Origin of the sequence: Mesorhizobium sp. M1348 (assembly GCF_040317925.1) — a bacterium.
Lineage (GTDB): Bacteria > Pseudomonadota > Alphaproteobacteria > Rhizobiales > Rhizobiaceae > Mesorhizobium.
The window spans coordinates 87,405-109,567 of the sequence record NZ_JAMYLH010000001.1 but is presented as its reverse complement, the minus strand read 5'-3'; the positions used below and the strand labels follow the sequence as shown (position 1 = coordinate 109,567).

21 protein-coding genes, 1 tRNA gene and 1 pseudogene are annotated in these 22,163 nt (G+C 63.9%); 5 read left to right on the top strand and 18 right to left on the bottom strand.

The genetic code is table 11. The annotated features are described in order from the left end of the window. The 8 genes from NKH13_RS00510 to rsfS all read right to left on the bottom strand — a co-directional run bounded on the left by NKH13_RS00510 (nt 1) and on the right by rsfS (nt 8,250). Complete coding sequence (locus tag NKH13_RS00510; RefSeq protein WP_352909814.1) at nt 1–1,251, bottom strand: D-amino acid dehydrogenase; 1,251 nt, start codon at nt 1,249–1,251, stop codon at nt 1–3. Between the two features lie 138 nt (nt 1,252–1,389). After that, entirely contained in the window at nt 1,390–2,559 is a 1,170-nt protein-coding gene (alr, locus tag NKH13_RS00505; RefSeq protein WP_352909811.1) for an alanine racemase, read from the bottom strand. A 29-nt stretch (nt 2,560–2,588) separates the two neighbouring features. Then, complete coding sequence (locus NKH13_RS00500) at nt 2,589–3,110, bottom strand: RNA pyrophosphohydrolase (RefSeq protein WP_352714520.1); 522 nt, start codon at nt 3,108–3,110, stop codon at nt 2,589–2,591. 1 nt (nt 3,111) lies between these two features. Next, nucleotides 3,112–4,308 (bottom strand): divergent polysaccharide deacetylase family protein, encoded by a 1,197-nt coding sequence (locus tag NKH13_RS00495; protein WP_352909808.1) that lies wholly within the window; start codon nt 4,306–4,308, stop codon nt 3,112–3,114. A gap of 199 nt (nt 4,309–4,507) precedes the next feature. Next, nucleotides 4,508–5,833: a S41 family peptidase gene (locus tag NKH13_RS00490; protein WP_023719673.1), complete on the bottom strand. Its 1,326-nt coding sequence runs from the start codon at nt 5,831–5,833 to the stop codon at nt 4,508–4,510. After that, on the bottom strand, nt 5,834–7,177 hold the full coding sequence (locus NKH13_RS00485; protein ID WP_352909806.1) for a murein hydrolase activator EnvC family protein: 1,344 nt from the start codon (nt 7,175–7,177) through the stop codon (nt 5,834–5,836). Between the two features lie 151 nt (nt 7,178–7,328). Then, entirely contained in the window at nt 7,329–7,811 is a 483-nt protein-coding gene (gene rlmH / locus NKH13_RS00480) for a 23S rRNA (pseudouridine(1915)-N(3))-methyltransferase RlmH (protein WP_352714525.1), read from the bottom strand. A 61-nt stretch (nt 7,812–7,872) separates the two neighbouring features. Continuing rightward, the gene (gene rsfS, locus NKH13_RS00475) at nt 7,873–8,250 is read right to left on the bottom strand and encodes a ribosome silencing factor (RefSeq protein ID WP_023678068.1); all 378 of its coding nucleotides are present in this window, start codon (nt 8,248–8,250) and stop codon (nt 7,873–7,875) included. A gap of 239 nt (nt 8,251–8,489) precedes the next feature. On the opposite strand from rsfS, the gene NKH13_RS00470 reads away from it, so the two are divergent. Next, nucleotides 8,490–9,347, top strand: a complete 858-nt coding sequence (locus tag NKH13_RS00470; RefSeq protein ID WP_352714527.1) for a mechanosensitive ion channel family protein — start codon at nt 8,490–8,492, stop codon at nt 9,345–9,347. A gap of 26 nt (nt 9,348–9,373) precedes the next feature. Here NKH13_RS00470 and NKH13_RS00465 read toward each other — a convergent pair whose 3' ends face one another. The 5 genes from NKH13_RS00465 to obgE form a co-directional block, all read right to left on the bottom strand. Continuing rightward, nucleotides 9,374–10,663, bottom strand: a complete 1,290-nt coding sequence (locus NKH13_RS00465; RefSeq protein ID WP_352714529.1) for an MFS transporter — start codon at nt 10,661–10,663, stop codon at nt 9,374–9,376. A gap of 74 nt (nt 10,664–10,737) precedes the next feature. After that, entirely contained in the window at nt 10,738–11,325 is a 588-nt protein-coding gene (locus tag NKH13_RS00460; protein WP_352910771.1) for a nicotinate-nucleotide adenylyltransferase, read from the bottom strand. Nucleotides 11,326–11,575: 250 nt separating this feature from the next. After that, entirely contained in the window at nt 11,576–12,862 is a 1,287-nt protein-coding gene (locus tag NKH13_RS00455; RefSeq protein WP_352909801.1) for a glutamate-5-semialdehyde dehydrogenase, read from the bottom strand. 13 nt (nt 12,863–12,875) lie between these two features. Beyond that, nucleotides 12,876–14,030, bottom strand: a complete 1,155-nt coding sequence (proB, locus tag NKH13_RS00450; RefSeq protein ID WP_352909799.1) for a glutamate 5-kinase — start codon at nt 14,028–14,030, stop codon at nt 12,876–12,878. 2 nt (nt 14,031–14,032) lie between these two features. Next, nucleotides 14,033–15,064, bottom strand: a complete 1,032-nt coding sequence (gene obgE / locus NKH13_RS00445) for a GTPase ObgE (RefSeq protein ID WP_352909797.1) — start codon at nt 15,062–15,064, stop codon at nt 14,033–14,035. 189 nt (nt 15,065–15,253) lie between these two features. Between obgE and NKH13_RS00440 the strand changes: the two genes are divergently transcribed. Beyond that, nucleotides 15,254–16,123: an endonuclease/exonuclease/phosphatase family protein gene (locus NKH13_RS00440; protein ID WP_352909794.1), complete on the top strand. Its 870-nt coding sequence runs from the start codon at nt 15,254–15,256 to the stop codon at nt 16,121–16,123. Nucleotides 16,124–16,295: 172 nt separating this feature from the next. Here NKH13_RS00440 and NKH13_RS00435 read toward each other — a convergent pair whose 3' ends face one another. From NKH13_RS00435 to NKH13_RS00425, 3 genes are all read right to left on the bottom strand, one after another. Next, nucleotides 16,296–16,883: a GNAT family N-acetyltransferase gene (locus NKH13_RS00435; protein WP_254820471.1), complete on the bottom strand. Its 588-nt coding sequence runs from the start codon at nt 16,881–16,883 to the stop codon at nt 16,296–16,298. 117 nt (nt 16,884–17,000) lie between these two features. Further along, nucleotides 17,001–17,270 (bottom strand): 50S ribosomal protein L27, encoded by a 270-nt coding sequence (rpmA, locus tag NKH13_RS00430; RefSeq protein WP_023678077.1) that lies wholly within the window; start codon nt 17,268–17,270, stop codon nt 17,001–17,003. A gap of 98 nt (nt 17,271–17,368) precedes the next feature. Then, nucleotides 17,369–18,076 carry a 50S ribosomal protein L21 gene (locus NKH13_RS00425; RefSeq protein ID WP_352909791.1) on the bottom strand — a complete coding sequence of 236 codons (708 nt, stop codon included), beginning with the start codon at nt 18,074–18,076 and terminating at the stop codon, nt 17,369–17,371. A 338-nt stretch (nt 18,077–18,414) separates the two neighbouring features. On the opposite strand from NKH13_RS00425, the gene NKH13_RS00420 reads away from it, so the two are divergent. The 3 genes and pseudogenes from NKH13_RS00420 to NKH13_RS00410 all read left to right on the top strand — a co-directional run bounded on the left by NKH13_RS00420 (nt 18,415) and on the right by NKH13_RS00410 (nt 20,434). Further along, nucleotides 18,415–18,504: transfer RNA gene (locus tag NKH13_RS00420), tRNA-Ser, on the top strand. Nucleotides 18,505–18,936: 432 nt separating this feature from the next. Continuing rightward, a pseudogene (locus tag NKH13_RS00415) lies at nt 18,937–19,575 on the top strand (DUF1326 domain-containing protein). A gap of 61 nt (nt 19,576–19,636) precedes the next feature. Continuing rightward, on the top strand, nt 19,637–20,434 hold the full coding sequence (locus tag NKH13_RS00410) for a DUF2182 domain-containing protein (protein WP_352721868.1): 798 nt from the start codon (nt 19,637–19,639) through the stop codon (nt 20,432–20,434). 141 nt (nt 20,435–20,575) lie between these two features. Here NKH13_RS00410 and NKH13_RS00405 read toward each other — a convergent pair whose 3' ends face one another. Together NKH13_RS00405 and NKH13_RS00400 are read right to left on the bottom strand one after the other, a co-directional pair. Next, nucleotides 20,576–21,151: a DUF308 domain-containing protein gene (locus NKH13_RS00405; protein ID WP_352721867.1), complete on the bottom strand. Its 576-nt coding sequence runs from the start codon at nt 21,149–21,151 to the stop codon at nt 20,576–20,578. Between the two features lie 76 nt (nt 21,152–21,227). After that, on the bottom strand, nt 21,228–21,821 hold the full coding sequence (locus NKH13_RS00400; protein WP_352909787.1) for a TetR/AcrR family transcriptional regulator: 594 nt from the start codon (nt 21,819–21,821) through the stop codon (nt 21,228–21,230). Between the last annotated feature and the right edge of the window lie 342 nt (nt 21,822–22,163).

The window sequence follows — 22,163 nt, the reverse complement described above, 5'->3', positions numbered from 1 at the left end:
TTACTTGGCGTATCGTCCCGGCCCGAGATCGCCGACGTCTGGCACCCGGCTGGAGATGATGTCGGCTAGAACCTTGGCCGAGCCGCAGGCCATGGTCCAGCCGAGTGTCCCATGGCCGGTGTTGAGATAGAGATTGGAGAAATCGGTGCGGCCGATCAGCGGCGGCCCGTCCGGTGTCATTGGCCGCAGCCCGCACCAGAAGGTCGCCGATCGCATGTCGCCGCTGCCCGGAAACAGGTCGCCGACCGAATGTTCGAGCGTGCGCCGCCGCGATTCGTGCAGCCGCAGGTCGAAGCCGGAAATCTCCGCCGTGCCGCCGACCCGGATACGGTCGCCGAGCCGGGTGATCGCTACCTTGTAGCTCTCGTCCATGACGGTCGAGACCGGTGCCGCGGCGGCGTCCTTGATCGGCAGGGTGATCGAATAGCCCTTGACCGGATAGACCGGGATGGGCCGCTTCAGCATGCGCATGAACCGCGCCGAATAGCTGCCCATCGCCATCACATAGGCATCAGCGACCATCCAGCCCTTGCTGGTGCTGATGTTGGTGATGCGATCACGCTTCTTGACGACGCGCCGTATCTCCGTGTCGTATTCGAAGGTGACGCCGCGTGCCGCGCAAAGCTCGGCAAGCCTGTCGGTGAACATCTTGCAGTCGCCGGTTTCGTCGCCGGGCAACCGCAGGCCACCGACGAATTTTTCGCGCACGCCGGCCAGCCCAGGCTCGGCCGCAATGCAGCCGTCGGGGTCGAGGACCTCGTAGGGGACGCCATAGGCCTTCAGCACCTCGACATCGCCGCCGACGCCGTCGAGCTGCTTTTGCGTTCGGAAGAGCTGCAGCGTGCCCTTGGCGCGCTCGTCGTAGGCGATGCCGGTCGCCTCGCGCAGCGCCTTCAGCGTGTCGCGGCTGTACTCGGCCAGCGGCACCATGCGCGCCTTGTTCAGCGCGTAGCGTTCAGCCGTGCAATTGCGCAGCATCTTGACCAGCCATATCCACATATGCGGATCGAGCGCCGGCCGCACCACCAGCGGACCGTGCTTCATCAAAAGCCATTTGATGGCCTTCAGCGGAACGCCGGGCCCGGCCCAGGGCGAGGCATACCCGGGCGAGATCTCGCCGGCATTGGCAAAGCTGGTTTCCAGCGCCGGGCCTTTCTGGCGATCGATCACCGTCACCTGATGGCCGGCCTCGGCAAGAAAATAGGCGGAGGTGACCCCGATCACGCCGCCGCCCAGCACGAAGATCTTCATCGTTTGGTTCTCCGCAACGACGTCTCGTCAGGGTCCGAGACCGGGATCATCGCCGCCTTCTGTCTGCCGGATTCTGCGGCGTCAGCCAAGTGCCGATGCTTAGGGAAAAGACATGCGTAAGGACAACAAGCTTGCGTCCTAGCCATTCACATAGCGCCGATGGAAACGGTGGCCGAGGCTGGTCAAGACCTCGTAGCCGATGGTGCCGGCATGGCCGGCTACCTGGTCCACCGTCTGCGACGACGGCCCGATGAGTTCGACGAGGTCGCCGGCCTTCAGCCTGCCGGGCGGCAGCGCGGAAATGTCGAGGATGATCGTATCCATCGAAATCCGGCCGACGAAGGGCAGCCGCACATTTTCGAACCAGGCGGAGGAAGCGGCGCGTCGATGCCAGCCATCGCCATAGCCGAGCGAAATCGTCGCCGCGGCAAGCGGAGCCTTGGCATGGAAAGTGTGACCGTAGCCGACACCGGCGCCGGCCTCCAATATCCGCGTCTGGATGACCTTGGCTTGCAATCGCACCACCGGCAGCATCGGATTGTCCTTCGCCGGCGTCGGATTGATGCCGTAGAGAGCGGCACCCGGACGGACGAGGTCGTAGTGATAGCGCTGCCCGAGAAAAATGCCTGATGAATTGGCAAGGGAAGCCGGCGCTTCCGGCAGCATCCGGCGCAGCCGTTCGAATTCCAGCCGTTGCCGTTCGTTGGCCGGTTGCTCGGGTTCGTCGGCGCAGGCGAGATGGCTCATCACGAAGGTCAGTTCGACACCGTCGAAGGCCTGCGGATCCCGCGCCACCGCTTTCACCTCCGCCGGCGTCATGCCGAGCCGCGACATGCCGCTGTCGACCTGGACGGCGGCCGGCAACTTACGCCCCACCCGCCCGGCCATCTCGCGCCATGCCGCGAGTTGGCTGGCGCTGTTGAGTACGGTGCAAAGCCCTGCCGCAACCGCTTCCCTTTCCGCACCCGGCGGAATGCCGTTCAGCACATAGATGGCCGGGTCTGAGCTGAGCGCCTTGCGCAGCAAGATGCCGCCGGCCAAATGCGCGACAAAGAAAATGTCACAGCCTTCAGCCATCAGCGCCGCCGCCACCGGCGCCGCGCCAATCCCGTAGCCGTCGGCCTTGACCACTCCAGCACAGCTGACGCCGCCCAGCCGCGCCTTCAGCCGCCGGTAATTCTCACGGACGGCGCCGAGATCGATGGTCAGGATCGCCCCCGCCGCCGCTTCGCTGATCGGCTCGCTCGGGGCGCCAGCCTGCGGTACAGAGACGGTCTGCGGAAGAGATTTGCTGGAGATATCGTTCATGCCGACCTGTTTTAGCGGAAGGCCGACGGCTACGCCACCAGGTGCCGGAACGCTGCCACCACGTCTTCGTAAACCTTGCGCTTGAACGGCACGATCAGGCCCGGCAATTCCAGCATCGGCCGCCACGCCCACCGGTCGAACTCGGCCTTGTGGCCACCCGGCGGCGGATTGATCTCGATCTCGCTTTCGTCGCCGTGGAAGCGGAAGGCAAACCATTTCTGCGTCTGGCCGCGATATCGTCCCTTGAAGGCGACACCGACCAGATGGGCCGGCAGGTCGTAGTTGATCCAGTGCGGCGCCTCGGCCAGCAGCGACACCGAGCGCATGCCGGTCTCTTCGTAGAGTTCACGCGCCGCCGCGGGCAGCGGCTCCTCGCCATCGTCGATGCCGCCCTGCGGCATCTGCCAGAGCTGTGTCGTTCCGGCGAACTCGCTGTCCGGCTCGGCAATGCGGTGACCAACCCAGACCAGGCCGTCGCCATTGAGGACCATCACCCCTACGCAGGGCCGGTAGGGCAGTGTCTCGGCGTCAACGAGCTTGTTCTTTGCCATCTCAGCCTTTTTCCGGATCTATCGCCACCGCCGAAACCGGCACGATCTCGATGCCGCGCTTCTTGGCCTCGGTCACCCAGGAAGACACGGTATCCACCGTCAGGTCGAAGGCCGAGCCGATGCCGACGGCAAAGCCTTTCGCTCGCGCCGTCGCTTCCAGCCCATCCAGTTTCTTCAAAATGGCGCCGCGGTCCTGCACCGCGTCGATCGCCGTATCGCCGCCGACGAACGGCACGCCGTCCTTCAGTGCCAGTTCGGGTGCCAAGCTGCGCGCCGAGGAACCGTCATCGACATAGGCGAGACCACGCTTGCCAAGCTCGGCCATCAATGGCCCCATCGCCGTCGCGTCCGCTGAAAAGCGGGCGCCCATATAGTTCATGACGCCGGTGTAGTTGGTCGTTCGCGACAGCGCCCAGCGTAGATTCTTCAAATTCTCGTCCGGCGTCGCAGCCACGGTCAGCGTGTTGCGGCCGGGATTGACGTTCGGATAGTCGAACGGCTCGAGCGGCACCTGCATGATGACCTCATGGCCGCTCTGCCGCGCCATCTGCATCCAGCGGCCAATGCTGTTGCCTTGCGGCGCGAAGGCCAGCGTCACTTCCGCCGGCAGCTTGGCGATGGCTGCCTGCGTGCCGGTCTGCGACACGGCAAGCCCGCCGATGACGAGGGCCACGCGTGCACCGCGTGCGCCCGACCACGGCCGCGCATAGACATCGAACGGGCGCCGGCCGTCGGCGGCGCGGATCGGCAACAAACCGGTTTCGCTGGCCTCGATCAGCGCCTTGTCGGGAATGTGCGCGATCCTGAGGTTCTGGCCGATCGTCGAAGGGTCGCGGATGACGATGGCCGCATTGGGCGGACCGTCGCCCTCTTCGGTCTGGACATGGATGATCTGCGGACCGCCCGTCTTCCCGCTTGTCGTTTGTTCGCTTGCGTTGCTTGGCGCTTCCGTTGCGGGCGTCGCCTTGGCCGGCGCCGCGGCGGTTTCGGCCGCTGCCGGCATCTTCGGCGCCGAAACGGCGACTTCTTGCGGCTTGCGGAATGGCTTGTCGCGCAAAGCGATCGCGCTGGAAACGCCGACCACGGACAGCACGACAAGCGCGGCCGCGACCGCACCGGCGCTGATCCCGCTGCCTGAGCGCGGCGGCCGGATCGCCTGTCCGAGAGGTCGTTCTATGTCCTTGCCGATATCAGCCAAGCCCGCACCCCCGGCGTGCATCCCCGAAGTAAACCTTCTCCGGAGGCGCAAAATCCAAAATGTCGGCGCGTCCCCTTGCTTCACTGACGCGCAGCATGCCGGCCGCAGCCCCGAATCAAACTGCCGGAGCCTCGCGGCCCCGGCAGCATCGCATCGCTTCGCTCAGGCAGCCAGACCTGTTTGGCCCGGCTTGCCGCCCTTACTGGTTCAACACGGCCTTTTGCGGATTCGGCGGGAACGCCGGATCCGTCTTCTGGCCGCGCAGCAGCTGCTCGGCATAGATGAGCTGCAAATCGTCCTTCGGTTCCGGCGGCACATAGGCTGCCGAACCCGAACCGGTCGTGCCTTCGTCGGCGCCCTTGATGTGGCCCTTGAGGTCGGATTCGCCGCGCGTCAGGTCCCTGCCCTGCAGTTCCGCCGGCAGCGGTTGGTCGACCTTGATGTCGGGCGTGATACCCTTGCCCTGGATCGACTTGCCGGACGGCGTGTAATAGAGCGCCGTCGTCAACCGCAGCGCCCCGTTCTCACCAAGTGGGATGATGGTCTGCACTGAACCCTTGCCGAAGGATTGCGTGCCGACCACCGTGGCGCGGCGCAGATCCTGCAGCGCGCCGGCAACGATTTCCGATGCACTGGCCGAGCCGCCATTGACGAGCACGATCAGCGGCTTGCCGCCGATGTCATCGCCGGCGCGCGCGTCGAAGCGGGTGACGTCCTTCGGATCGCGGCCGCGCGTCGAGACGATCTCGCCACGGTCGAGGAAGGCATCCGAAACGCTCACCGCCTGGTCGAGCAAACCGCCCGGATTGAGGCGCAGGTCGAGCACATAGCCCTTGAGCTTGTCGTTCGGCACCTGCTTCTTGATGGTGTCGATGGCATTCTCGAGATCGTCATAGGTCTTTTCGGTAAAGGAGGTGATCTTCATGTATCCGATGTCGTTTTCGACCCGGAACTTGACCGCCTTGACCTTGATGATGTCGCGCACCACCGTCAGTTCGATCGGCTTGTCGGCGCCCTGGCGCAGGATAGTGAGCTTGATCGGCGTGTTGACCAGCCCGCGCATCTTCTCGACGGCGTCGTTGAGCGTCAGGCCGCGGACCTCCTCGCCGTCGATCTTGGCGATATAGTCGCCGGCGAGTACACCAGCCTTGGCGGCCGGCGTATCGTCAATCGGCGTGATCACCTTGACCAGATCGTTTTCCATGGTGACCTCGATGCCGAGGCCGCCGAACTCGCCCTTGGTTTGCACGCGCATGTCCTGCGCTTCTTCGGCGTTCATGTAGGAGGAGTGCGGGTCGAGCGAGGACAGCATGCCGTTAATGGCATTTTCAACCAGCGACTTGTCGTCGGGCGGCGTCACATAATTCGCCCGCACCCGTTCGAAGATATCGCCGAAGATCGCCAGTTGCTTATAGGTCTCGGAGCCCGCAGCCTTCGCCGTCGAGCCGGGCGCGCCATAGACCAGGCTCATCGCCGATGCACCCATCAGCGCACCGGCAAACAGAAGCGACAGTTTCCGCATCATTCACGTCCTTCCAGAAAAACGGTCCGCCCACCATGGGGCCGGATCGACGGGTTTTCCATCCTTGCGGAACTCGACATAGAGCTCCGGCGTGGCATTTCCATTCTTCGATGCCGAGGTGCTCGCCACCCGGGCCTCTCCCATCGCGCCGACCGGCTCTCCTGCGAGCACCGACTGGCCAGACGCGACGCTGATTCTGCTCATCCCCGCCAGGACGACATGATAGCCGTCACCCGCATTCAGGATCAAGAGTTGACCGTAAGAGCGGAAAGGCCCCGCATAAAGCACATTTCCATCCGCCGGCGCTGTGACGATGGCTCCCGATTGTGTCGCAACCATGTCACCGAGCATCACCGCGCCGTTACCGTCGTTGGCGCCGAAGCGCCGCTTGATCCTGCCGGTGACCGGCAGCGCGATCTGCCCTTGAAGCGCGGAAAACGGCGCGGCAGCGGTGAGCCTGTTGCTCTCCGGCACCGGCAGCGAGGCCAATTCCGTCGGGGCCGGGGTTGATGCCGGGCCCTTGTCGGCGTCCGCCGTCTTTTGCTCGGCTGCCTTGGCCGCATCCGCCGCCTTGCGGGCCCTATCGGCCTCGAGCGAGGCGATCAGTTCTTTCAGGCTGCCGGCCTTGGCCGCCAGCGTCGCGGACCGCTGCTTTTCGGCGGCCAGCGCGGTTTGCGTATCGGCGGCGAGCTTCTGCTTGGCTTCGAGCAGCATGCCGAGCCGCTTTTTTTCCGCCGCCTGCTCGCCGACCGCTGCCGTCAGCCGCGCCCGCTCGGCCTCGATCGAGCCCGTCACCCGCGACTGCTCTTTGAGGTCGGCCAGCAACATGTCGGTCTGCTGGCGCAGTTCCGGCACCACGGCACCGAGCAGGATGGCGCTGCGCACCGACGACAATGCGTCCTCCGGCTTGACCAGGATCGCCGGCGGCGGGTTAAGCCCCATGCGCTGCAGAGCGCCGAGCACTTCGGCCAGAACATCGCGTCTAGCCGCCAGTGAGGCGCGGATCTTCTGCTCCTGCGCCTTCAGCCCCTCGAGCTTGCCGCCAATGTCCTCGATGTCCTGGCCGAGCTTCTGCTCGGTCATCGCCGACTGGATCAGCGCGGCTGTGATCGAGGCGTGGTCCTTCTTGACCGCCGCTATGTCGGCGGCGAGCTTGGCCAGCCGCTCGGACGACAGCGTGATCTCTTTCGATACTTTTTCGTATTCGGCGCGGCTCTGGTCCGGGTCGGGCGCCAGGTCGAGCGTGTTCTCGGCCCGCGCGACGCCGAGCGAAAGCGCGATCGTCGCCACGGCGATGCCGCAGCGCACGCGCCAGGAGCCCGTTCGTGATTTCCAGTCTTCAGACATTGAAGCCTAACTCTATGCGCGGCTTCGTTAACGAACCATCAACCATGTTCGAGCCCCGGCCGCCATCCGCAAACCCCGTGAGCCCAAACTGTCGATGAGCATTGGGGCAAAAATCCGGGCGACTGGCGTCAATTCGCCGACCGAGTCGACTTCATGAACGATGGTAGGGGTGGCCGGAAAGGATCGTGGCCGCCCTGTAAAGCTGCTCGCCCAGCATCACGCGGACCAGTTGATGCGGCCAGGTCTGTGCGCCGAGCGACACCGTCAGATCAGCCAGGTCGCGCAGCGACTGGTCATGGCCGTCGGCGCCGCCAATGGCGATCACCAGCGCCTTGCGCCCGCCATCGCGCAGCGAGCCCATGCGGCCGGCGAAATCCTCGGAGGAAAGGTTCTTGCCGCGCTCATCCAGCAGCATCAGCGCCGTGCCCGGTTGCAAGTGCGTCTGCAGCTTCTGGCCTTCCTCGCGCCGGCGCTCATTGGCCGTCTGCGCGCGGCCTTCGGAAATCTCGACGATCCCGGCGAATTCGAGGCCTACGGCAGGGCCGCTCTTGGCAAAACGCTCGAAATAGCGGTCGGCCAACTGCTTCTCGGGGCCGGCTTTCATTCGGCCCACGGCATGAACGGTAATCTTCATCCCTGCCTCGAAGAGCCGCTGATGCATGTCGGACAACGACATGCATCAAGACGAATACGGCTCAGTGGAGGGTCTCCTCCTCGAGATCAGGCGCCTGCCACATCTTTTCGAGATTGTAGAAGTCGCGGACCTCGGGGCGGAAGACATGGACGATGATGTCGCCCGAATCGATCAGGACCCAGTCGGCGCCAGCCAGCCCCTCGACGCGCGCCGTGCCGAGCCCGGCATCCTTGAGCGCCTTGAGGAGATGATCGGCGACAGCCGAGACATGACGGTGCGATCGGCCCGATGCAACGACCATGTAGTCGCCGAGGCTCGATTTTCCCTGGATGTCGATTGAGACGATGTTTTCGGCCTTGGAGTCTTCCAGACTGGCAAGGACTGTCTTGATGGCGCGGGACACGGCGTCGTTTACGCTGATCCCGGCCGGCGAAGGCACGATGTCGGCCTTCTTCCGCAGTGCTGTTCTCAGTGTATTTCCTTTCGCAGCAAGAACAACCAAATCACCTCTGAAATCAGGTGACACTGCTTAGATAGGCAGAGTTAGGTTGCAGTTTCAAGACACCGCTCGCAAGCAGGCGCCCGGCAGCGGCCGAATATCCGGCTTTTCGGGCCAGAAATTCGGAACCGCCTCGCCCCGCAGCGGTTATCGGCTCATCCACGAACCGGAATCCCGACATGCCAATCGATCCCCAGAACGCTCTCCTCACCGTGCAATCCGGCCTTGCGCAGCTCAGCATGCTGATCGTTTCTTACTCGCTTTCGGCGGTCGGCGCCGTCATCCTGCTGGTCATCGGCTACATCGTCGCCGGCCTCGCCGAGCGTTCGATCTATGCCGGCCTCGGCCACGTTCACGGCTTCGACGAAACGCTCCGCCATTTCTTCTCGCAGGTCGTCCGCTACGCCATCCTGGGGCTTGTCGTGATCATGGTTCTCGGCCAGTTCGGCGTGCAGACGGCTTCGATCATTGCCGCTATCGGTGCCGCCGGCCTGGCCATCGGCCTGGCGCTGCAAGGCACGCTGCAGAACATTGCCGCCGGTATCATGCTCCTGGCGCTGCGGCCGTTCCGCATCGGCGAATATGTCGAAGTCGGCGCCATATCCGGTACCGTCGAGGAGATCGGGCTGTTTGCCACAACGCTGAGGACGGTCGAAGGCGTCTACGTGCTTGCACCCAACTCGACCCTGTGGAACCAGCCGGTCCGCAATTTCACCCGCAACGGCGTGCGCCGCGGCGACATCACGCTCAACATCGGCTCGTGGAACGACATCGATTTCGCGCAAAAGACCATGCTTGGCGTCGCCGCCGCCGACCGGCGCGTCAGGCGGCAGCCGGCGCCGATCGCCTTTGTCGCGACCGTCGGCGACAGCACCGTCGCCATCACCTTGCGCTACTGGACGGCGGCCGCCGATTTCTTCGTCGCCCAGATCGACCTCACTAAGAGCGTCAAGCAGGCATTCGATGCCGAAGGCCTTTCAATACCAGCGCCGGCGCCGCAGGCGCCTCAGCCGGATGCCTCAGCCACGCGGCAATAGAGCATTTGAAACCAGCTGGAGGGTGTTCAAAGTCCTTCGCGCCGGCGCTGATCTTCGGGCGCGAAGGCGAGATCGACAGGCAACGGCGCCTGCGCCGTCATTGGCGCGAAACTGCCGGTCTCGGTGGCGGGCACCGGCCGCACCACGACGACGCGCCAGAGAACGAACAGGCAATAGGCGGCGGCAATGACGATCGCCACATAGATGAAGGCTTGCGTGCCGTAGATGGCGGAAAGCCCGGTCACAATGCCGGGCACGACGAAGCCGGATAGCGACCAGGCAAACAAAAGCGAGCTCGACAACGCCACCATGTCGTCCTTGCCGGCGCGGTCGCCGGCATGGGCGCTGGCCAGAGAGTAGATCGATTCCGAGGCGCCGTCCCAGACCACGTAGATGACGAGCAGCGCCGCCAGCGCGCCACCGTCGAAACCGAGGGCAAACAGGCCCGCCGCGGCGGCAAGCGCCGACGCCGCGATCAGCACAAAGCGCCGGTCGGTGCGGTCGGAAATCCAGCCGAGCGGGATCTGCAGGATCAGCGTGCCGACCGGCATTGCCGAAAGCAGCAAGGCGACGTCGGCCTGGCTGTAGCCCTTGGCGGTGGCATGGATTGGCGCAAAACCCGAAATGGTCATCGACAGGCCACCGACGGCAAGCATGCCGGCAACGCCGACCGGTGAGATCCGCCAGGCCCTGCCGAGCGCCACCGACGCCGCTTGCGGCGCCGGCGGCTGCGCGAGCCGCGTCAGCCCGACGGGAAGGATCGACAGCGCGGTGAAGGCAATCCCGATCAGCGGCGCGTCAGCCGCGCGGATATCGATCAACGCCAGTGTCGAGTAGCCGACGCCGAGCCCGGCGACATAGGCAACGTAGAAGATAGCCATGACCCGGCCGCGGATGGCGTTGGCAACGACATCGTTCAGCCAGCTCTGCGCGACGATGAACAGGCCGCATATGGCAAAGCCGTAGAGCGCCCGTGCAGCGATCCATGGCAATGGGTGCGGCCCGGCGCCGACCGCGGCGTTGGACAGCACGATCAGTGCCGACAGCACCATGAACACGCGGGCATGGCCGACACGCCGCACCAGCGGCCCGGTCAGGATACAGCCGGCGAGGCCGCCAGCCGAAAGGCCGGTGACGATCAGCCCCGCCCATGTCGGATCGAAGCCCTCGGCGCCGAGCCGAACTGGGATATAGGCGAACATCAGCCCATTGCCGACGGCGATCAGCGCCATCGACAAGAGGATGCTGGCAATGGCGATCGACGGCGCCGGCTGCCCTAGACCGTTCTTGTCCTGGTCGCGCTCGAGAATCGTCATTACCGAGGATCGCCCATCAAGCAGATCAAGGCAGCGGCAAAAGCGACATCACCGGTCTTGCCTTCCGTGTTGGCTCAGCCCTTTCCCACCTTGCGGATCGCGCTCGACGACAGCGACGAACGCGGGCCGTGAATGAAGGTCCAGGCCGGCGCCGTCATGCGGGCGAGCCGCGGTGCGTCGCCTTCGTCGACGCGGGCATAGTCGAAGGTCTTGGCGACCACCGACGACAGGAACGACAGCGTCGCGCCTGGCCGGTCGACCACCGCGATCGGGAACGTCATGACGATGCGGCGCCAGCGCTGCCAGCGGTGGAAGTCGCGAAGCGAGTCGGCCCCCATGATCCAGACGAAATCGACGCCCGGGTTACGCGCCTTGACCAGCGCCAGCGTGTCGGCGGTGAAGCGGACGCGGTGGGCCGCCTCGAATGCGGTGACCTTGATCTTCGGGTTCTTCGCGATCTTTTCGGATAGCTGCAGCCGCTCGGCCAGCGGCGCCAGGTCTCCGGCATTCTTGAGCGGATTGCCGGGCGTCACCATCCACCACAGCTGGTCGAGCGCAAGGCGTCTGAGCGCGATCTCGGCGACCAGCGCATGGCCGGCATGCGGCGGGTTGAACGAACCGCCAAACAGCCCGACCGCCACGCCTTTCCCGGCATGCGGCATCTTGAGGTAATGAGAGGATATGGCATGTTCGGACAAGGCAAGCATGCGTCAGGCACCCCCCTCTGCCCTGCCGGGCATCTCCCCCTCAAGGGGGGAGATTGTCAGCTTCATCCCTGGCGCCCTTAGTGCGACATCGAAAATTGGCGAAAGTATATGCGACATCCGATCTCCCCCCTTGCGGGGGGGATGTCCGGCAGGACAGAGGGGGGTGGCTGGGCGCACGCCTCTCAGGCTCTGACTGCGAACGGATTCAAGGCCTCACCTGTCCCGACCCGCGTACGCGATATTTGAAGGACGTCAGTTGTTCGACGCCGACCGGCCCGCGTGCATGCATCTTGCCGGTGGCGATGCCGATTTCGGCGCCCATGCCGAACTCGCCGCCATCGGCAAACTGGGTCGAGGCGTTGTGCAGAAGGATCGCCGAATCGATCTCGTTGAAGAACCGTTCGACGGCCTTTGCATCCTCGGCGATGATCGCCTCGGTGTGATGCGAGGAAAACGTCTCGATATGCTCGATGGCGCCGCCAATGCCGTCGACCAGCTTCACCGCAATGATGGCGTCGAGATATTCGGTCACCCAGTCTGCATCGGTCGCCGGCTGGGCATCGGCATAAAGCCTCAGCACCCCGGCATCGGCATGGATCTCGCAGCCTGCCGCCCGTAGGGCCTCGAGGATCGGCACCAGGTGCGTGCCGGCGACGGCACGGTCGACCAGCAGCGTCTCGGCAGCACCGCACACCCCGGTGCGCCGCATCTTGGCATTGACCGCGATCTTGACCGCCATGTCGAGATCAGCCGATCGGTCGATATAGAGATGGCAGATGCCCTCGAGATGCGCGAAGACCGGCACCCGTGCCTCGTTTTGCACACGCTCGACCAGGCTGCGGCCGCCGCGCGGAATGATGACCTCGAGATTGCCGGAAAGCCCTTTCAGCATTTCGCCGACGGCGGCGCGATCGGTGGTCGGCACCAATTGTATGGCATCCTCCGGCAGCCCGGCTGCCTTGAGCCCCTCGACCAGGCAGGCATGGATTGCCGCGGAAGAATTCACCGAATCCGAGCCGCCGCGCAGGATCACCGGATTGCCCGCCTTGAGGCAGAGCGCACCGGCATCGGCGGTCACGTTCGGCCGGCTCTCATAGATGACGCCGACGACGCCGAGTGGCGTGCGCACCCGTTCGATATGCAACCCGTTCGGCCGCTCCCATGCGGCAATGACATCGCCGACCGGATCGCGTAACCCGGCGATCTCGCTGATGCCGTCTGCCATGGCGCGGATGCGAGCGGGATCGAGCTTCAGCCGATCCATCGACGCTGCCGATAGGCCAGCCTCCTCGCCATTTCTGATGTCGATGGCATTGGCGTCGAGGATATCCTGCTCATGTCGAAGGATCGCCTGAGCCATGCCGAGCAGCGCCGTGTGCTTGCGCTCGGCCGCAGCTATGGCCAGCGGTCGGGCTGCGGCACGCGCGCGGCGGCCGATATCGGCCATCAGCGCCACGGTATCATCCCGGGATTTTTCATGCAGCGTCAGCATGGCTCATCCTCCGCTATGTAAGCCGGTCACCGACTATTTGCTCGCCACCGGCATGGCTCACCACAAGGTCATCGCGGTGGATCATCGCCGAACGCGCCTCGTAGCCGAGCACGGTTTCGATCTCGGTCGTCCTTAGGCCAGCGATCCTTACGGCATCGGCGGCATCATAGGCAACCAGTCCGCGCGCTATCTCGCGGCCCTCGGGCGACAGGATCGCCACCGTGTCGCCACGCGCAAAATTGCCGCTGACCAGTTTGACGCCGGCCGGCAGCAGCGACTTGCCGGAGAGCAGCGCGCCGATGGCGCCGGCGTCGACGGTCAGCCGCCCCGCCGGTTCGAGCTGCCCGGCGATCCAGGTCTTATAGCCCTTGACCGGATTGGCGCTCGGCCGGAAGAACGTGGCGCGCTCGCCGCGCTCGATTGCCAGCAGCGGCGACAGCCGCGTGCCCGATGTGATGATCATGGCGGTGCCGGCGGCGGTGGCGATCTTGCCGGCGTCGAGCTTGGTGCGCATGCCGCCGCGAGATAATTCCGAAGCGGCAGCACCCGCCATCGCCTCGATATCGGGGGTGATGCGGTCGACGACCGGAATGAACCGGGCTTGCAGATCGCGCGCTGGCGGTGCCGTGTAGAGCCCGTCAATGTCGGAAAGCAGCACCAAAAGATCGGCGCCCATCATGGTGGCGACACGCGCCGCCAGCCGGTCGTTGTCGCCATAGCGGATTTCCGACGTCGCCACCGTGTCGTTCTCGTTGATGACCGGCACTGCCTTCATCTTGAGCAGCGTCGAGATCGTCGCGCGCGCATTCAGGTAGCGGCGGCGCTCTTCGGTGTCGCCGAGGGTCAACAGGATCTGGCCCGATTTCAAACCATACTTGCCGAGCGCATCCGACCAGCCGCCGGCCAATGCGATCTGCCCGACGGCAGCAGCGGCCTGGCTCTCCTCGAGCTTCAGCGCTCGCTTGCCGAGGCCGAGGATGGTGCGGCCGAGTGCAATCGCCCCGGAAGACACGACGAGAATTTCGGCGCCGCCATTGGCCAGCACGGCGATGTCGTCGGCAAGCGAGGCCAGCCAGTCGCGCTTCAGGCCCGTCGTGCGGTCGACAAGCAGCGCCGAGCCGATCTTGACGGCAATGCGCCGATAATTTTTCAGCGATTGCGCGGCCATGGCTACGTGTTCCAGCGCGTCTCGACCGGCGCAGCGACAGCCTCGCGCGCATCGGCCACCACAGACATCAGCGCGCGCAACACCGCTTCGACGCCTTCGCCGGTGACCGCCGAAAGCAGCATCGGCGCGCGGCCAGCGGCGCGTTTCAGCGAGGCGGTCTTTTTCTTGCGTGCGTCGGCATCGAGTATGTCGACCTGGGAAAGCGCGACGATTTCGACCTTGTCGGTCAGCCCGTTGCCGTAGGCTTCGAGCTCGGCGCGCACGGTCTTGTAGGCCTTGGCCGGATTTTCTTCCTGCGCCGAGACAAGATGCAGAAGGACGCGCGTGCGTTCGACATGGCCGAGGAAGCGGTCGCCGATGCCGACACCTTCATGCGCGCCTTCGATCAGGCCGGGAATGTCGGCGATGACGAATTCACGACCGTCGATGCGGGCCACGCCAAGGCCCGGATGCAGCGTGGTGAAGGGATAGTCGGCGATCTTTGGCTTGGCCGCGGTGACCGCCGCCAGAAAGGTCGACTTGCCGGCATTGGGCAGCCCGACCAGGCCGGCATCGGCGATCAGCTTCAGCCTGAGCCAGATATTAAGCTCTTCGCCCGGCAGTCCGGGATTGGCGCGGCGCGGCGCCTGGTTGGTCGAGGTCTTGAAATGCTGGTTGCCGAAGCCGCCATTGCCGCCCTTGGCCAACAGGAAGCGCTGGCCGACGACCGTCAGATCGCAGATCAGTGTCTCATTGTCCTCGGCAAAGACCTGTGTTCCGGCTGGCACTTTCAGCATCACGTCGGCACCCTTGGCACCGGTCATGTTGCGGCCCATGCCGTGCGTCCCGGTCTTGGCCTTGAAATGCTGCTGGTAGCGATAGTCGATCAGCGTGTTCAGCCCATCGACCGCCTCGACCCAGACATCGCCGCCGCGGCCGCCATCGCCGCCGTCCGGGCCGCCGAACTCGATGAACTTTTCGCGCCGGAACGACACCGAACCGGCGCCGCCGTCGCCGGAGCGGATGTAGACCTTGGCTTGATCGAGAAATTTCATCGGATTGTATGGTTTCTGCTATTGGCTTTGCGGGATTGCTCTAAACCAAGGCGGGTCAAAGGGCGAGGGCCGTTTTTGCTACTGTAACGTCGCGCGTATCTCTGGACGCGTAGCATTTGGTTGACGCGTAGCATTTGGTTGACCCTTGCCGAAAATCGATCTTCGGCTTTCCAAGCGCGAGATGTCGGAATGAAGCTGGTAACTTACAATATCCACTACGGCGTCGGTCTCGACGGCCGCTATGATGTCGGCCGTATCGCCGATGCCGTGCGCGGCGCCGACGTGATCGCGCTGCAGGAGGTCACCCGCGCCAACCCGAAGAATGGCGGCCGCGACATGGTGGCCGAGCTCGGCGAGGCGCTGTCCGAATACTTCTCAGTCTACGGCAGTAATTTCGAGGCCGACGCCGGCTCGCACGTGGAGAACGGCCGCGCCATCACGACCACCTTCCAGCTCGGCAACATGGTGCTGTCGAGAACGCCGATCCACCTGTCGCGCAATCTCCTTTTGCCGCGCAGCCGCAGTTTCGAGGCGATGAACTTCCAGCGCGGCGCGCTGGAGGCGCTGATCGAAACACCGCTTGGCTTCGTCCGCTTCTATTCCACCCATCTCGACCATCGCAGCCCGGTCGAACGCCTGAGCCAGATCCGCTTTCTGCGCCTGCGCCTGTTGAACTACCCGCTCGAGGGCGGCGGGCTCTCCGGCGTCGCCGAGATCGGCTTGCCGGAGCTGCCTTGTCCCGATGCCTTCGTCGTCATGGGCGACTTCAACATGCTGGCCGGATCGCCGGAACATGTCGAACTCGCCGGCCAGCCTGACCATGAATTCGGCATGCCGGTGACCGCCGACCTCGCCGTCGATGCCGCCGCGCGCCTCGGCGCTGCCGGCGCCGATCTCGTCACCTGGGTCGACCCCAAGCGGCCGGACGATGCCAGCCGCCACAAGTGCATCGACTACATCTTCACCAGCGCTTCGCTTGCCAAATCGCTGAGGCGCCTGTGGGTCGACCGGCAAGCGGCCGGTTCGGACCACTTGCCGGTCTGGGTCGAGATAGCGTGACGTCAACGTTGGTCCGCAATCTTTCGCGCCGAGGTGTGTCGAGATTCAGGTCAGACCGTGCCGAGAGTGGTGGCTTCCGAGAACCGGAGCGGAGCGTACTTAAAGTACGTGAGCACCGGAAGCGCAGGAAGCCGCCATTTGCAGGCCGGCATCACCTGAATATCGGCATGCCTCAGAAATGCACCCAGTTCCGCAGGCTGGTCCAGGTCTTGCGATCGAGGCGATAGCGCTCGACCGGCACCTGACCGGCAACGATCGAATTCAGCATGCCCTGGCCGGCATACTGGAAGCCGCATTTGTGGATGACCCGGCGCGAGGCCGGATTGATCACCCGCGTCGAGGCGTGCAGCACCTGGATCGTGGTTCTCTGGAACGCAAGGTCGACCAGTGCGTGCGCCGCTTCCGTCGCGTATCCGCGTTTCCAGTACGGCTCGCCGATCCAGTAGCCGAGCTCCAACCCGCGATCCGTGGTGTTGAGCCCGGCACAGCCGACGAAGGTCTCGGTGCCGGCCAGCGTCAACGCATAGGCAATTCCGGCCCGGCGCGATGCCGTCATGGCCAGGAAAGCGCGTGCCTCCGCCTCGCCATAGGGATGCGGCATGCGAGCCAGCATTTCCGCGACATGGCGGTTGTCGGCGAGCGCCACCAATTGCTCGATGTCGCTTTCACGCGGGGCACGCATGACCAGCCGCTCGGTCGCGAGCACCGGGCAATCTATCGTGTAACTTTCGTCGTCTGAGTCTTCCGCTTCGGCAACCATGTCAAAGTCCTCCAGGCAAGAAAAAAGGGAGATGGAAACCCATCTCCCCTGATCCTTTTCCTGGCTTGGCCAGACACCGGTCCCGAGATGGGTGCCGGTGTTCTCGTGCGGAACCGGCTACTCCGCTGCCTTCGTCATCGGGTTCACCGATACGTAGGTTCGGCCATTGGCTTTTTTGTTGAAGGTGACTGCGCCAGCTTCCAGCGCAAACAGCGTGTGGTCCGTGCCAATGCCGACATTGGTGCCGGGATGCCACGTCGTGCCGCGCTGACGAATGATGATGTTGCCCGGAATCACGGCTTCGCCGCCGAACTTCTTCACGCCGAGCCGCTTGGAATGGGAGTCGCGACCATTGCGCGACGATCCGCCAGCTTTCTTGTGTGCCATCTAACTACTCCGATGCGCCGTGAGGCGCCTAAACGATCTTATGAACGCGTTCGCGTTCCGTTTCAAGTCCGATCCGGCGACGATTGCGCCGGTTCGTTCTACTTCTTCGCCAATTCCTTGGCCTGCTCGCGCCAGTCCTTGATCTGGTCGGCGCTGAACGGCATGTGCTCGTCGATCTTGGCGACATCCTTGTCGGACAGCTTGGCGATCTGGGCGAAGGTGGTGATGCCCTGTTCGTTGAGCTGGCCGGCGGCAACCGGGCCGATGCCCTTGATCACCGTCAGATCGTCCGGCTCGCCCTTCGGCGCCTTGAACAACGGTGCGGCGGCTTCGGCAGTCTTGTCCTCGGTCGTCTCAGCCTTGGCTTCCTTCTTCGGCGCAGCCTCTGCCTTCGCTGCGGCCTTCGGCGCGGCTTCAGCCTTCGCCTCGGTCTTGGCTGCAATCTCGGCCTTCGCTTCGGTCTTGGCCGCGGCCTTCTTCGCTGGCTTGGCGCCAGCCAGCAGGATCTCGGCGATCCTGACGGTGGTCAAAAGCTGGCGATGGCCGATCTTGCGGCGCGAATTCTGCCGGCGGCGCTTCTTGAAGGCGATGACGGTGCGGTTCTTGCCCTGCTCGACGACTTCGGCGGTGACCATCGCACCATCGACGAACGGCGCGCCGAACGTGACGTTCTCGCCCTCGCCATGCGCGAGCACATTACCGATTTCGACGATGTCGCCGACATTGGCTTCGAGTTTTTCGATCTTCAGGAGATCGTTGGCGGCAACGCGATACTGCTTGCCGCCCGTTTTGATGACTGCGAACATTTTTTGCCTTTCGCTGTTCGGTCGGCCTTGATGAACCGCTTCAGGCGGTTCGGCCGTCTTTTTGTCAGTCTGCGGGTTCAAAAAACAAGCGGCGCGGAAGATCCCTCCACGCCGATTGCGCGCTGTCCCTAACCGAAGGTTCGGCTTGAGTCAAGGCAAGCGCCGCGGGCAAGCGGCGAATGAGTTGAGCCCAGTCCGGCAAATATCGAACAGCGGCTACCGGAGCCTTGAAGAAAGCACGAACGGGAACCTGCGGCGCCGGGGCAGATTGGCCCTTGTAACCTGCCTGTCCAGCCGTTATCTAGTGCGCCGCGCCGGCAACGGCGGACCATGACCGCGGAGAGGTGGCAGAGTGGTCGAATGCACCGCACTCGAAATGCGGCATGGGTGCAAGCCCATCGGGGGTTCGAATCCCTCCCTCTCCGCCAGTGATCCTAATTTCATTCTCTTGATTTTTGCCTGCCTAACTCAGCCATAAATGCTCGTGAAGCCGCGGAGCTCAATTGCAGCCGGCGTTAACCCTTGGCCCGCTAGATCGTTGACGAAGCAGCCGAGCGGTGTTGCGGAAGGTTGTCAGTTCGCAGTGTGGGTCAAGCGAGTGTCAGCCGGATCGTGTATTTGGTGATCGACCCGTCGCGAACCTACCCACGACCTCATCGATCACATGGAACGGAGCAAGAAACCACCTCCGTGGTCGCACTGGATGGCGGCTGGGTTCTGTTGCGAGCAGTTGCTGATCAAAACGCGGTGACTTCGGTCTGGGGCGGCAAGTCCACCAAAATCAGCGAGCGATGCACTAACTGCTGGAGTGCGCCCCGCCTTCGACGTATAAATGGCGCTACATTCCGGGAGGAAGAGCCATGAATGCAGTGCCTCAATGGCGGCTCGCAGGCGACTGGTTCGACATCTGCAGCTGCGATATCCCTTGCCCTTGCGAGTTCGCCCAGCGGCCGACCGGCAATCACTGCCAGGGCGTGCTCGCCTAGCATGTACGCGAGGGTCAGTATGGCGACGTGAAGCTCGACGGCCTGTCGCTGGTGGCGCTCGGCGAGTTCGAAGGCAATCTATGGGCCGGCGAGGCAAAGGCCGTGATGGGCATGTACCTCGACGAGAAGGCGAACGAGCGGCAACGTGAAGCCCTGCAGGCGATCTTCGGCGGGCAGGCTGGCGGCTGGCCGGCGGGTTTTGCCGCCAACATCGGCGAGATGCGTGGCATGGAGTTCGTGCCGATCACTTTCGAGGTGGCGGGCGACCTTGCCACCTGGCGGGTCGAGATTCCTGGCCTCGTCGTCGGGCATGCGGAAGCGCTTTCAGGTCCCACGACACCACCCGGCAAGCGGGTGCAGACGATCAACCCGCCGGGCTCGGAGGTCGGCCCGGGCCAGGTTGCCACCTGGGGGCGTTCGGTCGAGGTGAGCACCAAAGGCTTCGGGCTCGACTGGACGGGCACGGCCCGCTCGAGCAAACACATTCCGTTCGACTGGACCGGCCCGAACTAGGGACGTGCCGATGCCTGACGCGTTCCCCGGGAAATCGTGGCGGCTCCGGAATTTGCGTGGCATGCCGCTCGGCCTTCTCGCATCGCTCGTCGTGCTAACAGCGGCGGCGTGGGCGCTGACCCTCAGCATGGATATGCCTATGGGCATTGCGGTGCGCGGCGGGATGGAGGGTATGGAAGGCATGGCCGGCATGGCGACGGCCGGAATTGCCGCCGACGGTTGGTCACTCGCCGGCGCCGCCGCCTTTCTTGCTGTATGGACGGTGATGATGGCTGCTATGATGCTGCCGGCGGCCGCGCCCATGATCTTTATGTTCGCGGCGGCGCAGGCTAGGCGCGAACAGCACGTCGCCATCCCGGCGTGGATATTCGTCGCCGGCTACATGCTCGTCTGGGCGGCGGCGGGCCTTCTTGTGTATGTCCTGGTCCAGCTAGGAAGCGAGTTTGCGTCGAGCCTCGATCCGCCTCAGCGTTCGAAATGGGCGCCGCTCGCGCTCGGTATGACGCTTGGCGTGGCCGGACTCTACCAATTCACGACCCTCAAGCACATTTGCCTCAGCCATTGCCGTTCGCCGCTCGCTTTCGTTGCGCAGCATTGGCGCGACGGGCGGGTTGGCGCACTCGAGATGGGGCTGCGGCACGGACTCTATTGCTTTGGTTGCTGCTGGGCTCTGTTTGCCGTGCTGGTCGCGGTGGGCGTCTTGAGCGTCGCCTGGATGCTGCTGTTGACGCTGGTCGTCTTCGTCGAGAAGCTGCTGCAGCGCGGCCGCCGCTTCGAAGTTGCTTTGGGCATTGCGCTGATGGCCCTCGGGATCGCTGTATCGTTCGGCGCGATCGAGATGCCTTGGATGAGCGGCTAGCCCCAGCCGGGTGGTGAAATTCCAAACACATCGGTCTCATTTTCAGTCCTTAGGGGTAAGGGTGGGTCGTTCTGTTTGGCGAACCGATGCTAGCAGCTGACAGACCTCTGATCGGGCGCGGTGCTGGCTCAAGATGAAGAGCTATGCAGCTTTCCGCCGCAATTGGCTCACGCTCAGCCAAACCGCCGAAACCAGGAAGTAGAGGGCGCCTACTGCGGCATAGCCGGCCACGTTGGTGATGGATGGCGGCATCGGCATCCGCGCCTGCGCGATGAAAAACGTGCCTGCCAGTGCTGATTGCCCTCCGCTCAGGACCATCGCCCACTGCGCACCAGAGCTCTTCCAACGGCGGACTGCGGTGCCGAGTTGAAGCAAGCCAGACAGGATCGCCCATAGACCGAAGACCCCGAGCACCCAATTCATGCTCATCTTCAGCGCAACAACGACCGCAAGCGTTGTCGCCACACTGACCACGACGTTGATGGTCTGCGTGCGATTCCGTCCCAATCCTCCGCTGCGCGATGCGTCGACAAAATTGGCGAGGGCATCCCATGCAGGATAAGTCACGAGCAACACCGCCGCGATCACCCCGGAATTCTGTCCCACCGTAAAGGCAGCCGCCACCCAGACAGCCGAGAACGCCGTCCGAGCGAAGTAATAGAGCTTGAGCCATTGTTCCTGGCTGGCGCGGGAAAGATCGCCACTGTGAACCGTCATTGGATCGTCCTTTCGACTAGTAGGTAGAGGCTCTCGACGAACGTCGCAGAGCGATTGCATTACGGTTATTTGAGATCTAGAGCCGTATCTTGGGGGCGCGGAGCCGCTCCAGTGCCGAGCCTGTCACGACGCCGAATATCTTCGGATCGCCATAGGCCCGTGCCGAAAGCATCGCGCCGTGAACAGTCGCCATGAACGCTTCGGCCTCGGCACGAGGGGTACTCATCAGTTGAAATTGGCCGTGCCGCGCGCCGCGCTCGAGCACGGATGTCAGCCAAGCCGACAGGGAGCGGAAATGCGCCCGGACCTCAAGGCCAACTTCCTCGGGCAGCACGGGGAGCTCGCTTGCCAACAGCGCGCAGATACAAAACGGGGCGCTGGCGTCCGCAATACAGGCTTCCCAATACCCGGCATAGATCCGCAACTGTTCGAGCGGATCGGATTCGTGAAGTTCGACATTTGCCATCCCCGCTTCAGCTTCTTCCCGATACCGCGCAACCAGCGTTCGGACCAGATCGACCTTGCTTGGGAAATGGTGATGGATGCTCGCCTTACGGATCCCGACCACATCAGCGATGTCGGCATAACTGAAACCGTTGTAGCCGCCAGCGACGATCAGTGAACGCGCACAAGCCAGGATGTCGTCAGAGGTGGTAGACAAGTTGCTCATGCCCTTACCTACCTTCTGGTAGGATGGCAGTCAAGCCTCCTTGCGACGCGAGTAGCGTGAAATTGGGTGGCTATGGCGTAGACGGTCATTCGATCTTCATTGTTTTCGGCCCGCCATCCATTCAGAAAGTTCCGGGTGTTTGTCGATCGAGGTAGCCATCCCACTTCGAGGACGAGGCAACACCCGCCGGCCGACCGGACCACCGCTAATCGCCGCGCGGCTCTGGGCGTTTGCACCGACTGCGCTATCTCCCCATCGTTAGCCTTGTTCTATCGCTGGTTGAAGATCGGGAGGTTTCCATGGATCGGCGACTATTTTTGACAGGAATGTTTGGCATTGCCG

What these genes read in the sequence shown, in the direction of transcription:
- NKH13_RS00485 (WP_352909806.1), bottom strand. Translation starts at nt 7,177, where the DNA reads ATGTCTGAAGACTGGAAATCACGAACGGGCTCCTGGCGCGTGCGCTGC.
- NKH13_RS00470 (WP_352714527.1), top strand. Translation starts at nt 8,490, where the DNA reads ATGCCAATCGATCCCCAGAACGCTCTCCTCACCGTGCAATCCGGCCTT.
- NKH13_RS00460 (WP_352910771.1), bottom strand. Translation starts at nt 11,325, where the DNA reads ATGCCGCATGCCGGGAAAGGCGTGGCGGTCGGGCTGTTTGGCGGTTCG.
- NKH13_RS00510 (WP_352909814.1), bottom strand. Translation starts at nt 1,251, where the DNA reads ATGAAGATCTTCGTGCTGGGCGGCGGCGTGATCGGGGTCACCTCCGCC.
- alr (WP_352909811.1), bottom strand. Translation starts at nt 2,559, where the DNA reads ATGAACGATATCTCCAGCAAATCTCTTCCGCAGACCGTCTCTGTACCG.
- proB (WP_352909799.1), bottom strand. Translation starts at nt 14,030, where the DNA reads ATGGCCGCGCAATCGCTGAAAAATTATCGGCGCATTGCCGTCAAGATC.
- NKH13_RS00400 (WP_352909787.1), bottom strand. Translation starts at nt 21,821, where the DNA reads ATGAGCAACTTGTCTACCACCTCTGACGACATCCTGGCTTGTGCGCGT.
- NKH13_RS00425 (WP_352909791.1), bottom strand. Translation starts at nt 18,076, where the DNA reads ATGTTCGCAGTCATCAAAACGGGCGGCAAGCAGTATCGCGTTGCCGCC.
- NKH13_RS00410 (WP_352721868.1), top strand. Translation starts at nt 19,637, where the DNA reads ATGCCGCTCGGCCTTCTCGCATCGCTCGTCGTGCTAACAGCGGCGGCG.
- NKH13_RS00440 (WP_352909794.1), top strand. Translation starts at nt 15,254, where the DNA reads ATGAAGCTGGTAACTTACAATATCCACTACGGCGTCGGTCTCGACGGC.
- NKH13_RS00435 (WP_254820471.1), bottom strand. Translation starts at nt 16,883, where the DNA reads ATGGTTGCCGAAGCGGAAGACTCAGACGACGAAAGTTACACGATAGAT.
- rpmA (WP_023678077.1), bottom strand. Translation starts at nt 17,270, where the DNA reads ATGGCACACAAGAAAGCTGGCGGATCGTCGCGCAATGGTCGCGACTCC.
- NKH13_RS00455 (WP_352909801.1), bottom strand. Translation starts at nt 12,862, where the DNA reads ATGCTGACGCTGCATGAAAAATCCCGGGATGATACCGTGGCGCTGATG.
- NKH13_RS00465 (WP_352714529.1), bottom strand. Translation starts at nt 10,663, where the DNA reads ATGACGATTCTCGAGCGCGACCAGGACAAGAACGGTCTAGGGCAGCCG.
- NKH13_RS00405 (WP_352721867.1), bottom strand. Translation starts at nt 21,151, where the DNA reads ATGACGGTTCACAGTGGCGATCTTTCCCGCGCCAGCCAGGAACAATGG.
- rlmH (WP_352714525.1), bottom strand. Translation starts at nt 7,811, where the DNA reads ATGAAGATTACCGTTCATGCCGTGGGCCGAATGAAAGCCGGCCCCGAG.
- NKH13_RS00490 (WP_023719673.1), bottom strand. Translation starts at nt 5,833, where the DNA reads ATGATGCGGAAACTGTCGCTTCTGTTTGCCGGTGCGCTGATGGGTGCA.
- NKH13_RS00500 (WP_352714520.1), bottom strand. Translation starts at nt 3,110, where the DNA reads ATGGCAAAGAACAAGCTCGTTGACGCCGAGACACTGCCCTACCGGCCC.
- obgE (WP_352909797.1), bottom strand. Translation starts at nt 15,064, where the DNA reads ATGAAATTTCTCGATCAAGCCAAGGTCTACATCCGCTCCGGCGACGGC.